Genomic DNA, 14,173 nt, shown 5'->3' on the forward strand with positions numbered 1-14,173 from the left:
TGGCACGGAATCTGCAAAACTTTGCTCAAAAACCTGACTTCTAAATATCGAAATAGATGGTCTTTTCGGTAGAAGCGAACTTTTAGTCAGTGAGGAGACAAGGGTGAGTCAGCATTTAATTGATTCTAAAATATGGGGACATTCCTCTCGTCGTTCCTTAAAAATTTTTGGGCTTGCGGCCGGGGGCCTTCTGCTCGCTACAGTTGGCGGGTTGTCTTATTGGGGCTCCCTCGGGTCGGTTGAGCCAGGAGTGGTGATCGGAGTCACAAGTAGCCAGGTTCTGATTGAGTACGCTGATTCTCCCGAGACGAGAAAAACTATTTCTATTTCCCCCGAGACCGGAGAAGAAGTGGTTGGGTGGAGAGTGGGAGAAAAGGTTCAAATTTATTTGACGAATTGGAGTGGACCCAAAGGAGCTGAACGCTATAACGGAGATGCCCATAAGGTTGATCCTCCAGCAAATAAGTAGGAAGAACAGGGGATGAAGGTCAGAATGATCTTCATTTGTTCCGACCGAGAATTCTCAAAAGCCGTGACTACCTTTTGAGAGGTGGTTAAATAGAATCATGAAATTTCTCAATCAGGTGTGTATCATAAGAATTTTTGGTCTGAATTTGAGTCTGAGTCTCAGCTGGTGTTGCGGCCCCCTAGGGAGCTTGCTGGGTTTCGGTTTGTGTTTGTTTTCAATGCAGCAGCAAAGTCTGGCCCAACCGAAGCAAGGACAGGCCCAAGCGCAGCAGGAGAGGCCAGCAAGGCAGTTGCTGACCACCACGGTGGCCGTTGTCGGTGGGAGGCCCATCACCAGCCGGGAGGTGCAAATCGCTTTTCTTCTTGAGAGGGCGATGTATGGGAACAAGAAAATCCCAGAGAGCTTATCTCTCGAGGTGAAGGGGAAGGAATTTGATCGAGAGGTCGTCGCAAGTCTTTTGGAGTGGGTTGTTTTTCTTGAAGCGCAAAGTTTTTCGGCTCATGAGATTTTGGGTCCTGAGCTGGAGGTGGCGGAACAGAGAGCCCAGGAGACTTTGAAGAAGAATGTCCAGTGGAAGGGTCTCGCCGTCACTCGCTCTGAGTTAAAAAGCCAGTTGGAAAGAAAAATGCGAGCCAAAAGATTTATTCAATTCAAGGGTCGTAGCTCCGTGGTACCTGTGACGGACGATGAGGTTCGTGAGTATTTTGAGAAAAATAGGATAAAATTTGGCAATTTTCCGTTTGAGAAATTTAAAGATGATATCAGATCGTTTTTAGAACGTCAGCACGTGGACATGAGATTAAAAAACTGGTTTGAAATACTTCAAGAGAAGTACAAAGTGAAGAATCTCTCTTTGGATGTTTAATGGGTCTTATTAATTGTGATTCTTGGGAAATTCGGGCCCTTCGGGGGAGCGATTTTGCGGAGCTGCACCAGACAGTTGAGGCCGTCTATTCAGGTTCCCCATTTCCGATTGGGGGAGGTTGGAGTGAGGAACAGCTCGCAGAGGAAGGAATGTCAGGTAGTTCGCTCGGGGTCTTTTATAAGCCGTTTGGACTCACCTCCTTTGTCATCTGGCGCTGCTTTCCGGGAGGTCGTGAAATTCGGCTTCTCGGAACACACCCCCAGTGGTGCAGGAGAGGCATTATGGCAGAGCTTATGCGCTCGGTCATTGAGGAGGTTGATTCCGGCGAGGAGATCTGGCTTGAAGTTCATGAGGGAAATCGTGGGGCCCGTAACCTCTATGAAAAGCTAGGGTTTTCTAAAGTGGGCAGGAGACCCAATTACTATCGCGATGGTGCCGGTGCCGACCTCTATAGTAGGCTTTGTCCGTGAATCCAGACGAGTGAATAAGCTCTGATAATGACTTGCCTTTTATGTTTGCCTTCGTTATAAATCGAACACTCGTAAGGGGGCCAGTGGTCCTCTTTTTTATTGTGTCCGCGTCTGGTCGCGAGGGATCGGAGTGGTGTAGAAGGACAGAGATTTGAGTAGTTTGTCTGATGATGCTTTGGGTCAGATTCGTGAATTGGCGAGTGAAATTTGCCAGCGAGAGGGTTGTCTTCTATACGATATTCAGTTCTCTGGTGGATCTAGACAGAGAAATTTACGAGTGTTTATTGATCGTGCTCAAGGCGTAGTTTCTGTAGACGATTGTGCCAATATTTCGCGAGGCATCAACCTTCTGCTCGACGTGAGAGATCTCATTCCTGGCGGTGCCTACGATTTGGAAGTTTCTAGTCCGGGCCTTGAGAGGCAGCTTCTTGAGACCTGGCATTTCGAAAAGGCGATTGGTCAGCAAGTGAAAGTCTCCACCACGGAATCGATTCCTCTGCCTGAGGCTGTGGAAGCAAAACCTGGTAAGGGTGGTCCGTTGTCGGTTGAGGGTAAGCTTACGGAAGCATCGGACGAAGTGGTTGTGGTTGAGAATGATAGGGCAAAATAGAAAATTCCTCAACGAATTATTCGAAGGGCGAACGTAAAATTTGTTTTCAGTGAGAAGTCCGGAAGCAAAAAGAAGATGAAGAAGAGGTAATAGGGATGGCTGTGGAAAATGTATTCTCTGATTTGAGTCGTATGATTGAACAGGTCGGCAAAGATAAGGGCATTGATAAAGGTGTCGTTATTGATGCTGTTATCCAGGGTATGTTAGTGGCTGCTCGAAAAAAGTATGGGACTTATCGTGAAATTGAGGCTCAATATAACGAGGAGTCTGGTGAGATAGAGCTCTATGAATTTAAGGAAGTGGTCAACGACGAAGATTTTTGTGACGAAGAAGTTGAGATTAAGTTATCTAGTGCCCTCGAGTTGGACCCTGATGCTCAACTTCACGATTCGATTGGGCATAAGTTAGAAACCTCCGATTTGGGGCGAATTGCAGCTCAGACAGCTAAGCAGATTATCACTCAGCGAGTGCGCGATGCCGAGCGCGACCTTATTTTTAATGAGTTTGAGCAGCGAAAGGGAGAAATTGCCTCAGGAATTGCTCGACGAGTTGAAAGAGGGGCTATCGTTGTTGATCTTGGTCGGACAGAGGCCTACATCCCACCCCGGGAACAGATTCCAGGCGAGCAGTACAAGCCGGGAGATCGGATTCAAGGCTACATTGCTGATGTTCGCCAAACCACCAGAGGCCCTCAGATTATCATGTCTCGAGCTGATGAGCGCTACCTGATGAAGTTGTTCGAAATGGAAGTTCCAGAGATTTATGATGGTATTGTTGAGATAAAGGCAGCTGCTCGTGAGCCTGGTCAGAGGGCTAAGATTGCTGTGAGTTCTAAGGATTCTGCCGTTGACGCCTTGGGTGCTTGCGTGGGGATGAAGGGCAGTCGCGTACAGAGTATTGTGCAGGAACTGCGGGGCGAAAAAATTGACATTGTTAATTGGGACGATGAGCCAGCTCGATTTGTTTGCAATGCTCTGGCTCCAGCAGAAATTTCTAAAGTGTATATGGACGAGAATTTGATGGAAATGGAAATCGTGGTTCCGGATTCTCAGCTCAGCTTGGCCATTGGGCGAAAGGGTCAGAATGTTCGTCTGGCGGCAAAGCTCACGCGTTGGAAATTGGATATTGTTTCTGAATCGAATGCTTCGCAGAGAACAGCCGAGGCGATATTTAATCTGATGCTGATTCCTGGGATGAGTCAAACGATGGCACAGAATATTTTCCAATCAGGATATGGGTCTTTCCAAGCCATAGCTGAGGCACAGATTGACGATGTGATGAAGGTTCCTGGATATGAAGATATAAACAGGGCTAAGAAATTAGTTGAAGATTCAAAGGCTCTCCTCGCTCAGTACCAGCAAGAAGGTAAAGCAGTGCCAACGGCTCCAACGAAGACCCCAGAGGTGCAGTTGGAGGGAGATGCGAAGTCTCAGGCAGCGCAGCGTTTGAAAGAGGAGATGGTTCAGTTGACGGCGCAGGAAGAAGCGGCAGGTGGTGAGAAAACTGAGGTTGGCGGAATTCAGGAATAATTGAAAAATCTAAAGTGTGGTTGATTCGAGACAAAGAGATAGACAGCGGTATAAAGCGACAGTTTGGTTGAAGGAGAATGAGTGACCCAGCCCAAAGTTTATGAATTTGCAAAAGAGATTGGTATCGAGACTCTGACTCTCATGGATAAGATTCGTGAATGGAATCTTCCGATTCGAAGTCATATGGCTGGTTTAGATGAGGCCATGATCCTCGAAATCAAGAGCCGTTTTGATGCAGAGGCGGGAACAAAAAAAGAGACAAAGGCTAAAAAAGCCAAGCCAAAGAAGAAGAAGGCCACGACCACGTCCGTGCGCAAGGTCGTTACAGCCACTTCTAAGGCGGATGAAAAATCCGTGAAAGAAAAGAAGGCAGAGAAAGCCGCAGCGGCCCTACCAAAAGTGATTCGACGTAAGGCTGGAGAAAAAGAGGAGGCCGAGGCGGCGGCGGCAGCAGCGGCCCTGGCGGCACAAGTAGAAAGTCAGGAGATTTACACCTCAGAAGAAGTGAGTGCGACTGATGGGTCAGAAGAGGACTCTGATGCTGCAGCTCATTTGAGAGAAACAGGCTCCGAGATGAGTGCAGAAGGTGTGTCTCCAGATTCGATCTCACCTGAATCACCCGAGACGAAAACTCGTCGTAATATTGTGGGTCGCATGGATCTGAAGAGGGTTGTTCGTCCTGTGGCTCGAGCAAGCAGCACAGTTTCTTCATCAGGACCATCTGGAGCTGCAGGGACGGGGGCAGGGACCTCGCCTTTTTTTTCCGGGCAAGTTTCGGATCCTTCTCGTCCTCCGCGGCCGGGGGTTGGTCGGACTTTGAGAACTGGATTTGTAGCTCCCTCGCCTTTTCTCGATGAAGTTGTGATTGAGGAAACGCAGAAGGAAAAGGATGATAAATTAAAAAAGCGTCCTGGGGCGGGCAAAGAGCTTCCTTCGGCGGTATTTTCGGCTTCGGAGTTTAGAAAAAGAGAAGTTGTTTTCCAGCCAAAAAAGAAAAAGATTCCTGGTCGGGGAGAGGTGAGAAAGACTCAGATTACAACTCCAAAGGCCAGCAAACGAGTGGTTAAATTTCATCATGTAATTAAGGTCGGGGAACTAGCCAACCAAATGAATTTGAAGGCCCCTCAGCTGATTAAGAAATTAATGGGCGAAGGAATTATGGCCACGATTAATACAGATCTTGATTTTGATACTGTGGCTCTGATGGTACCCGAATTCGGTTTTGAAGCTCAAAATGTGGCTTTGTCGCCCGAGGGCCTGATAGAGGAAGCTGTTTTCGGTGATCTTTCTTCGGAGATGGTGCCTCGAACACCAGTCGTGACAGTGATGGGACACGTCGATCATGGCAAAACAACATTGCTTGATTCGATTCGCAACGCAGATGTCGCGTCCCGAGAGGCTGGAGGTATTACCCAGCACATTGGGGCTTACCAAGTAACTCTTGAAGATGGAAGTCACATCACCTTTATCGATACTCCCGGCCACGCAGCTTTCACAGCCATGCGGGCCCGCGGAGCTAATGTGACAGATGTTGCGATTATTGTTGTTGCAGCGGACGACGGGGTCATGCCTCAGACGGCCGAAGCCATTAATCATGCTAAGGCCGCCGGGGTCCCGATTATCGTGGCAGTTAACAAAATGGACAAACAAGGTGCTAATCCAGACCGAATCAAGCAACAATTGACTGAATTCCAACTCGTTCCTGAGGAGTGGGGTGGAAGCACGATCTTTTGTCCTGTTTCGGCTCTAAAGGGAGAGGGAGTTAAGGAGCTACTTGAGCAAATTCGACTTGTGGCCGAGGTTCAAGAGCTTCGCGCGAATCCGAACCGCTCAGGTACGGGCTTGGTGATAGAGAGCCGTATGGAGAAGGGTCGGGGATGTGTCGCCACTTTATTAGTGAAAGATGGGACAATCAGGGTGGGTCAGGACATTGTTGTTGGAACTGTGGCCGGTCGAATCCGGGCCATGAACAATGATCGAGGCGAGCAAATTAAATTGGCTGGCCCAGGCACACCCGTCGAAATTTTTGGTCTTCCCGAGACTCCTTTGGCTGGGGATCGTTTTGATGTCACGGAGACAGAAGCTCAGGCCCATGAAATTGCTGAATTGAGAAAACATCAGGCAGAGGCCGCGATCGCAAGTCTTGATAAAACCATGACGTTGGAGCAGATTTTTTCTAAGGTGAAGGCGGGTGCCGCAAAAGAGCTTTCGGTTGTGTTGAAGGCGGATGTGGCCGGCAGTTTGGAAGCCATCAAGGGGATGTTTGAAAAGGCGGGGACGGAAGAAGTCAAAGTGAAGATCGTTCACTCAGGGGTAGGTGGAATCAGCGAATCGGATGTGTTGTTGGCAGGAACGGCCCATGGGCTGGTTCTTGGCTTTAATGTTCGTCCGGATGGTTCTGCTCAAAAACTGGCAAAAGAGAAAAATATTGAGATCAAGGTCTATACAATTATTTACGAGCTGATTGATGATGTTAAAAAAGCTCTTGGAGGATTGTTAGCGCCTGAGATAGTTGAAAAATCATTGGGCAGAGCTGAAGTGCGAAATACTTTCTCGGTGCCAAAATCAGGAGTTATTGCAGGATGTTCTGTTTTGGATGGGAAAATTACGCGAAGTAACCAATTGCGATTGGTGCGAGATGGCCGAATTGTCTATCAAGGAAAAGTTTCCAGTCTGAAGCGGTTCAAAGATGATGTCAAAGAAGTGGCCTCGGGCTTTGAATGTGGGATCGGAATTGAAAACTTCAATGACATTAAAGTTGGTGACGTGATCGAGGCCTTCGAGGTTGAGAGCATCGCGAGGGAGCTCTGAGTTGTCAGGAGAAAGCAGGCGCATACAAAGGGTTGAAAAAGAACTTCGTCATGTTGTAGCTGGTTACCTATTAACTGGCCTAAGGGGGTCTTTTTCCTGCTTGATTTCAGTGACACATGTCAAAGTCTCACCGGATTTGCGCCACGCCAAGGTTTACGTTAGCCTCATGGGTGATTCAAAAACGAAGCAAACTGACTGGTTGCTGCTTGAAAAGCAAGTTTCGGAAATTCAAAGACATGTGGGCGCAAATCTCAAGCTGAAGTTCACTCCGCGATTGCAGTTGTTCCTTGATTCGTCTGCTGATGAGGTTGATAAAATCCAACGAATTTTGAATGATATAAAGGCGGGCGAGATGCAATTGCGACCCAGTGTTGAAGGCGAAGATGAAGGCTAAGGCTAAGCGATCTGAGCCAGGGCTTCATGGTCTTTTGTTGGTTGATAAACCAAGCGGGATAACGAGTCATGACGTGGTTGCCAGAGCTCGACGTTGTTTAGGAATGAAGGCGGTTGGCCATGCGGGGACCCTGGATCCTTTGGCAACGGGCCTTATTGTTTTGCTCCTAGGAGAGGCCACTAAACTATCAGATTATGTTTTGAATGCGGATAAGAGCTACGAAGTTAAGGTTCGGCTGGGCCTGATCACGGATTCTTTGGATATCACAGGAAGGGTTCTTGAACGTCGCGAAGTCAATGTTTCAGAAGAGACTTTAAATAGGGCGATATTGGATGCTCAAGGTGAGCTCTCTTTGCCTGTTCCTGCCTATTCAGCGGTCAAGGTGGGTGGAAAAAAACTGTATGAACTGGCTCGAGCGGAAAAACTGAGTTCCACACCAGTTCGCAGCATGAACTTTTTTAACCTGAAATTAGTTGAGTTTGGTCAGGATTGCTTCTCGGCTCGGGTCGATTGCCATAAAGGTGGCTACATACGATCCTGGGTTGAATTCGTAGGAAGAAATCTCGGTTGTGGCGCAACGGTTGAGGAACTCAGACGTTTGGGATCAGGCAGTTTCCGAGTAGAGAAGAGTCTCAGTTTAGAAAGTCTTGAAGAATTGGCGAGCCTCTCTAAGATGGAAGGGCGGGACCAACAGGCCTGTGGTGCCATAGATCCTCGGGCTTTTGGAGATTCATTTGTTTCTTTAAATCAAGCTCTTCCTCAGTGGAAGGCCTTGACCGTAAAGGGACGCGATGAGCATTTAATGGTGAATGGACTCGTCAGTCATGATCTGAGTCGTCGTTTGATATCAGAAAGAAAAAGGGCCAACAATCAACGTGTAATCGTGCCCGTGAAAATCCTGAGTTCTGCAACGGGTCAGCTCCTTTCCCTGATTGAAGCGATGCCTGAGGGTGGACTTAAGGTGAGGCGAATATTTCAGCTCCCGGCCCTCTGAGGACGTGGCAAAAAAGTCGTTTTTTCTTTCTCCACTTGCTCTTGTTTTGAAAGCCTTGTAAGTATGGCTACTTAATGCTCTCTGGGACGAAAGCCATAACGTTCCAATGGGGGTTTTTGGAGGTAACCAATGGCGCTTTTAGCTTCACAAAAAGAAGAAATTGTAAAAAAATTCCGTCAGTCTGAGTTGGATACGGGGAGCTCGCAGGTGCAAGTCGCTCTCCTCACTCATCGAATTAATCATCTAACTGAACATTTCAAAAAGAATAAAAAAGATGTTCATGGGCAACGTGGCCTTCTAAAACTGGTGAATCGTCGTCGAAAACTCTTGGACTATCTTCGTTCTCAAGATTCGGCTCAATATTCTTCGTTGATATCTGAGCTTGGTTTAAGGAAGTAATGTCTAAAAACTTAAATCTGGTTACCTACGCATCGAGGCCTATATCTCCGTTCCTGAAATGAGACGTCGCTGGCGTATGAGCCCGCGATAGGGGATTTGGTTGGTTTAAAACAAGGAGAGGAAATGAAACAGACAGTGACCTTTGAAATGAACGGTAAGGAAATCGTTCTTGAAACTGGTCGTTTAGCAAAACAGGCCGATGGTTCGGTCCTTGTTACCTGTGGCAGCAATATGGTCCTCGTGACCGCCGTTTCAAACAGGAAGGAGTCCACCATGGATTTCTTCCCGCTGACGGTGGAGTACGCTGAGAAATTTTATGCCTCAGGTAAAATTCCTGGCGGTTATTTTAAGCGCGAAGGCCGTCCCACTAATTTGGCTACTCTAACAGCTCGAATGATTGATCGCCCGGTTCGTCCTTGTTTTCCCGAGGGCTATCGTTATGAGACTCAGCTGGTCGCCACAACTCTGAGCTATGATGGCTCCTGCCCCATTGATATTTTGGCCAGCATCGGTGCGAGCGCTGCTCTTCATGTCAGTGATATCCCCTTCAATGGCCCAACTTCGGCCGTTCAAGTGGTACGAGTGAAAGGGAAATTCATCGCGAATCCGACACCGGAGCTTCTCAGCGAATCGGATATGGATATTGTTGTAGCTGGGACACGTAATGGTATTTTGATGGTTGAGGGGGAGCTTCACTTTATCTCTGAAGCCGACGCTTTGGCAGCATTGAAGTTTGCCCATCAAGCCATGATGCCTTCCTTTGATGCTCAGGATAAATTGAAATCCTTGGCTGGAAAAAAGAAGCGTGATTTTACACCCGTATTTCCGGATGCGTCTTTCAAAAGCGAAGTGAAGGATTTCGCTGCACCCAAGGTTGCAGCGGCCTTAAAAATCAGAGAAAAGTTAGAACGATACGCGGCCCTGGATGCGGTCCTTGCTGAGGCAAAGGCGAGGTTTTTGGCAGCTGATGAGGACAAAGAGGTACTTGCGAAGAGAGCAAAGGACCTGAATTCCATTTTTGAAGATGTGAAATACTCGGTGGCTCGAAATTTAGTTCTCGACACGGGCTTTCGAATTGATGGTCGATCAACTACTCAGATACGCCCCATTGCCTGTGAAGTTGCTTTGTTGCCGAGGGCACACGGGTCTGGATTGTTTACTCGTGGAGAGACCCAGGTTCTTGGGACAGTGACTCTTGGTACAGGCGATGACGAGCAAATGATTGATGCGTTGAGTGGTTTGGTAAAGAAAAAATTTATGCTTCACTATAATTTTCCTCCTTACTGTGTTGGAGAGACGGGGCGTATGGGGGGACAGAGTCGTCGTGAGATTGGTCATGGATTTTTGGCGGAACGTGCTATTCAAGTCGTACTTCCAGACTATGACAAGTTTCCCTATGTGGTTCGTATTGTGAGTGAGGTTTTAGAATCAAATGGCTCAAGTTCAATGGGAACAGTTTGTTCTGGAATTTTGGCTTTGTTAGATGCTGGCGTCCCTATTAAGGGAAACGTCGCTGGAATCGCAATGGGACTGATCAAAGAGGGCGATCGAGTGGCAGTTCTAAGTGATATTCTCGGTGATGAGGATCACTTGGGAGATATGGACTTTAAGGTTGCAGGTACCAGCAAGGGCATCACTGCTTTGCAAATGGATATCAAGATTGACTCCATTAGCTTTGATATTATGGAGCAGGCTTTGAATCAGGCTAAGGAAGGTCGCGATCACATCCTAGGGAAGATGGAGGAAGTGATTCGGTCTCCTCGCGGTGAGATCTCTCAGTTTGCTCCACGTATTGAAACTATTCAAATTAAGTCAGAGAAGGTTCGTGAAGTGATTGGTGCCGGAGGAAAGGTCATTAAGGGGATTATCGAAGAAACAGGTGTGAAGATCGATATTGAAGATGGTGGGAAAATCCATATTTCTTCAGTGAACCCTGAGGCGACCAAGAGGGCGATCATGATGATACGAGACATTTGCGCAGAAGCCGAAGTGGGCAAAGTGTATTCTGGCAAGGTCGTTAAAATTATGGATTTTGGAGCCTTTGTCGAGATTTTTCCAAATACAAGCGGGCTTCTTCATATTTCTGAAATTGCTCATGAGCGCATTAGAACTGTGTCAGAGGTTCTTAATGAAGGGGATGACGTGGAAGTCAAAGTTCTCGATGTGGATCGAGCTGGACGTATCAAGCTGAGCCGCAAGGTTCTCCTTGAAAAGCCACAGTGAGGTAAATATCAGGGGAAAAACTGCGGCCTTTGATTTTCAGCCGGAATTTCGTAAAACTATCTTGGATAATGGTGTTCGAGTTGTTACTGAGCATCACCCTTTTTCTCGGTCCACTTCAGCTGCAATTTATGTGGAGATAGGAACGAGAGATGAGTCCAAAAGAATTAATGGGGCAGCTCATTTTGTAGAACACCTCGTTTTTAAGGGGACCAAGTCGCGCTCTGCATTTGAAATAGCTAAAAGTCTTGAATCTGTCGGAGGTGAGCTCAACGCATATACCTCTCGAGAGGTGACCTGTTTTCATGCGACCAGTTTGCGTGAGCATTTGCCTCTCAGTCTGGACGTTTTGGTCGACTTGGTTGGGGGTGCTGTTTTTGATTCCAAAGAATTTGTTAAAGAGAAGGATGTGATCCTTCAAGAAATTGATATGTCGTCAGAAGTGATCGAAGATTACATTTTTGATTTGTATTTTGAAAAGGCGTACTCTGGTCACTCACTTGGAATGCCAATCCTTGGCACCCCAAAATCTCTAAATCGCATTTCTCGCAAGGATTTATTTGATTTTTATCATCATCGATATGGTGGTCGTAATTTGGTGGTGAGCGTTGCTGGTGATGTGGATCATGATAGGGTGTTAGAATTGGTTGGTAAATCACTGAGTCGCTCAAAAAATGATTCAGTGAGAAAGAAGCGGGTGAGGCCAAAGCAGAAGGCCTTTACGCAAGTCATCTCTCGCCCCAGTGAACAGGTGCACATGTTGATTGGGTTTCCCTCTGGTGCCTTCACGGATTCTGCGCGCTTTGAATCCTATATCGTTAATGCCGTTCTGGGCGGAGGTATGACCTCACGGCTTTATCAGAAGGTAAGAGAAGATAGAGGTCTGGTTTATTCAATATATAGTTACCTTCATTCTTTTACAGACTGTGGATCCATAATGATCTATGCCGGATCTTCCCAGAAAAATGCACCAAATGTTCTGAAGATCATATCCATGGAAATCAAGAAACTCTTAAAGAGAGGCTTGAGCAAAAAGGAATTGGAGTTTTTTAAGACGCAGGTAAAGGGGTCCATTTTACTTGGATCAGACGACGTTGAAAGTCGAATGAACTCGATCGCGGTTAATGAGATGGTGTTTGGAGAGTACCGGCCCGTCGATGAGGTCGTAGCGCAGATTGACAGGGTGTCTTTAGGGTCAATTCATGAGTACCTTGAGCGTTTTATTGATTTCAATAAATCAGGTGTCATGTTGGTGGGGGATGTGAACGAGGAGAGAGGGTCTCGTTGGGTGGAAAACTCATTCGAAAAATAGCGCAAGGAAGGAGTGGCAGTATGGGGAAGCCAGATTCGGAGAGGCACAGATTTGAAGTGAATTCAGACACAAACTTCTTAAACAAATTGAGGCAGTTTTCGGTTCGAGTGGGATCTGTCGCCGGGGCGGTGGAAGATTTTGTCGAGCACAACATTATTGAGAGAGAGAAACTGGATCACGAGATGAAGAGTCTTCTCTTTGGGATTGAAAAATTCGTGAAAGAGAACCTTGCCAAAGGAATCTCAAAGGGACTTCAAAATATCGAAGACCTTTCGCACGCTTCCAAAACAGTGGAGCTGAAAGTGAAAACCTGGCCTCATTTCAAAGGTGACTTGCCAAGTTATCAGTCAGCTCTGGCAAGTGGCTTTGATGTAAGAGCTCAATTGAGTGAGCCCATTAAAATAGCTCCTGGAGAGAGGGTTTTGGTGCCGACGGGTCTCAGTTTCTCCATTCCTCCTAATTTTGAACTGCAGATGAGACCTCGTTCCGGCTGGGCCATTCGTGATGGAATCACTCTTCTTAATTCACCTGGAACAATTGATGCTGACTATCGAGGTGAAGTGAAGCTTGTTGTTGTGAATCTGGGAGAGTCGGAGGTTATGGTTAAGGACCAGGATCGAATTGCTCAAGGGGTTCTTTGCCCTGTCTTTCAAGCTTGTTTAACTTTAACGACTGAACTTGATTCAACTTCGCGGAGTGATGGTGGCTTTGGCAGTACGGGAAAATGAAATAAAGGAAACTTGCTTCCGCTTCCATATTTGGCCATGGAACAGACTTGTTTTTAACTTCTTTTTAGAGCCTCTAGTTTTTTCTGAATAGCGTCTCGGAATTTTCTTTGATTGCCATCTGCCAAGAAAACAATCAGAAACAGAATAGCAAGAGCAAAAAATAACCAAACTGCAATGGGGAGAAGATCTCCTCCAACATTTGGCTTTGGGCCTCCAATAAATTCGGCCCCCACGGCTCTATCGCCTTCGAATCCCAAACTCCTCATCAACGCAGAGATGGTTTCCATTTGGTATACCTCCCTATTCAAATCTAGTCGACCAGGAAAACGGACACAGTCCATCTCGTCCCATACCCCATGTCACAAAAAAATAAAAGGATTTTTTTATGATCTCATTCCTGACCTCCTGAAATTCAAATTAGGTCAATAGAGGAGACTTCATTAGTCGACAGATATGGGGTCTTTTTTGGAGTGGGGAATTTCTGATACCAAAAACATTAAGACTGCCTGTTAATGCAGCAGAAAGATTTCGATTGATACCGAAATAGATTTTATCCAGTGTCCTTTTGCGCCTAGACCTCTGTTGCTTGCATCCTAATTTGATTTGGAGTTGGTCCGTGATTTGCTCTGGATACTCCGTGTGTGCGAATCACGCACATCAAATAAAAAGGAGTGGGAAATGAAATGCGCAGTAGCTCTCTTGATAACAGCAGTGACGTCAGCAACTTTAGGTATGAGCGCTCAGGCGGATGATATTAGGCTGGGGACACCAGGCTATGGTGGAACCGGATGCCCTGGCGGAAGTGCTTCAGTAACTTTGAGTCCCGATAAAAAATCTCTGAGCATTCTCTTTGACGAATATATTGTTGAGGCAGGAGGAAGTTCGGGAAAGAAAATTGATCGGAAGAGCTGTAACATCGCTGTTCCTGTTCATATCCCTCAAGGATATAGTGTCAGTGTGTTCCAAGTTGATTATCGAGGCTATACTTTTGTTCCGTCCGGAGGAGAGGCAAGATTTAATGCTGAATACTTTTTCGCAGGGATTCGAGGGCCAAGTGTCGAACAATCCTTTCGCGGATTTGTAGACAATCAATACGTTATTACCAACCGTCTTGCTGCTGAATCTCTTGTGTGGTCCGCCTGTGGACAAGATGTCAATATGAGAATCAATACGGGAATGCTGGCAAGGACCAATGGCCGTGGTGATCAACTCCTTGCAACGGTCGATTCCACAGACATTAAAAGTGGGATTGTCTATCATGTTCAGTGGCGCCGTTGCTCTTAAGTTGAATGAGTTGGTCTAAAGCCCTACTTTGTCACTCGAATTCAGCGAAGCGGTGAGAGAATCTATCTCTCACCGCTTTTCATTTCCC

At 46.8% G+C, this 14,173-nt stretch carries 14 protein-coding genes; 13 read left to right on the plus strand and 1 reads right to left on the minus strand.

The annotated features are described in order from the left end of the window. Positions 1–103: 103 nt before the first annotated feature. The 12 genes from IPJ71_00750 to dut all read left to right on the plus strand — a co-directional run bounded on the left by IPJ71_00750 (position 104) and on the right by dut (position 12,801). Positions 104–469 (plus strand): hypothetical protein, encoded by a 366-nt coding sequence (locus IPJ71_00750; protein MBK7842213.1) that lies wholly within the window; start codon positions 104–106, stop codon positions 467–469. Positions 470–566: 97 nt separating this feature from the next. Further along, on the plus strand, positions 567–1,334 hold the full coding sequence (locus tag IPJ71_00755; protein ID MBK7842214.1) for a hypothetical protein: 768 nt from the start codon (positions 567–569) through the stop codon (positions 1,332–1,334). Next, complete coding sequence (locus IPJ71_00760) at positions 1,334–1,804, plus strand: GNAT family N-acetyltransferase (GenBank protein ID MBK7842215.1); 471 nt, start codon at positions 1,334–1,336, stop codon at positions 1,802–1,804. The genes IPJ71_00755 and IPJ71_00760 overlap by 1 nt, the downstream gene beginning before the upstream one ends. 151 nt (positions 1,805–1,955) lie before the next feature. Further along, complete coding sequence (locus IPJ71_00765; GenBank protein ID MBK7842216.1) at positions 1,956–2,414, plus strand: ribosome maturation factor RimP; 459 nt, start codon at positions 1,956–1,958, stop codon at positions 2,412–2,414. 95 nt (positions 2,415–2,509) lie between these two features. After that, entirely contained in the window at positions 2,510–3,943 is a 1,434-nt protein-coding gene (gene nusA, locus IPJ71_00770; protein ID MBK7842217.1) for a transcription termination/antitermination protein NusA, read from the plus strand. An 81-nt stretch (positions 3,944–4,024) separates the two neighbouring features. Next, the gene (gene infB / locus IPJ71_00775) at positions 4,025–6,754 is read left to right on the plus strand and encodes a translation initiation factor IF-2 (protein ID MBK7842218.1); all 2,730 of its coding nucleotides are present in this window, start codon (positions 4,025–4,027) and stop codon (positions 6,752–6,754) included. A 1-nt stretch (position 6,755) separates the two neighbouring features. Further along, on the plus strand, positions 6,756–7,148 hold the full coding sequence (gene rbfA / locus IPJ71_00780; protein MBK7842219.1) for a 30S ribosome-binding factor RbfA: 393 nt from the start codon (positions 6,756–6,758) through the stop codon (positions 7,146–7,148). Then, a complete protein-coding gene (truB, locus tag IPJ71_00785; GenBank protein ID MBK7842220.1) occupies positions 7,138–8,142 on the plus strand; it encodes a tRNA pseudouridine(55) synthase TruB in 1,005 nt (334 codons plus the stop codon). Before rbfA ends, truB begins: the two co-directional genes overlap by 11 nt. A gap of 129 nt (positions 8,143–8,271) precedes the next feature. Next, a complete protein-coding gene (gene rpsO, locus IPJ71_00790; protein MBK7842221.1) occupies positions 8,272–8,541 on the plus strand; it encodes a 30S ribosomal protein S15 in 270 nt (89 codons plus the stop codon). 123 nt (positions 8,542–8,664) lie between these two features. Next, a complete protein-coding gene (pnp, locus tag IPJ71_00795) occupies positions 8,665–10,764 on the plus strand; it encodes a polyribonucleotide nucleotidyltransferase (GenBank protein MBK7842222.1) in 2,100 nt (699 codons plus the stop codon). Beyond that, positions 10,748–12,073, plus strand: a complete 1,326-nt coding sequence (locus tag IPJ71_00800) for an insulinase family protein (protein MBK7842223.1) — start codon at positions 10,748–10,750, stop codon at positions 12,071–12,073. Before pnp ends, IPJ71_00800 begins: the two co-directional genes overlap by 17 nt. A gap of 182 nt (positions 12,074–12,255) precedes the next feature. Continuing rightward, entirely contained in the window at positions 12,256–12,801 is a 546-nt protein-coding gene (gene dut, locus IPJ71_00805) for a dUTP diphosphatase (GenBank protein ID MBK7842224.1), read from the plus strand. Between the two features lie 53 nt (positions 12,802–12,854). Here the strand turns inward: dut and IPJ71_00810 are convergent, their stop codons facing one another. After that, positions 12,855–13,088 (minus strand): hypothetical protein, encoded by a 234-nt coding sequence (locus IPJ71_00810; GenBank protein MBK7842225.1) that lies wholly within the window; start codon positions 13,086–13,088, stop codon positions 12,855–12,857. Between the two features lie 391 nt (positions 13,089–13,479). Between IPJ71_00810 and IPJ71_00815 the strand changes: the two genes are divergently transcribed. Then, the gene (locus tag IPJ71_00815) at positions 13,480–14,085 is read left to right on the plus strand and encodes a DUF4360 domain-containing protein (GenBank protein MBK7842226.1); all 606 of its coding nucleotides are present in this window, start codon (positions 13,480–13,482) and stop codon (positions 14,083–14,085) included. Positions 14,086–14,173 lie beyond the last annotated feature (88 nt).

The organism is Bdellovibrionales bacterium, assembly GCA_016714165.1.
Taxonomy (GTDB): Bacteria; Bdellovibrionota; Bdellovibrionia; order Bdellovibrionales; family UBA1609; genus JADJVA01.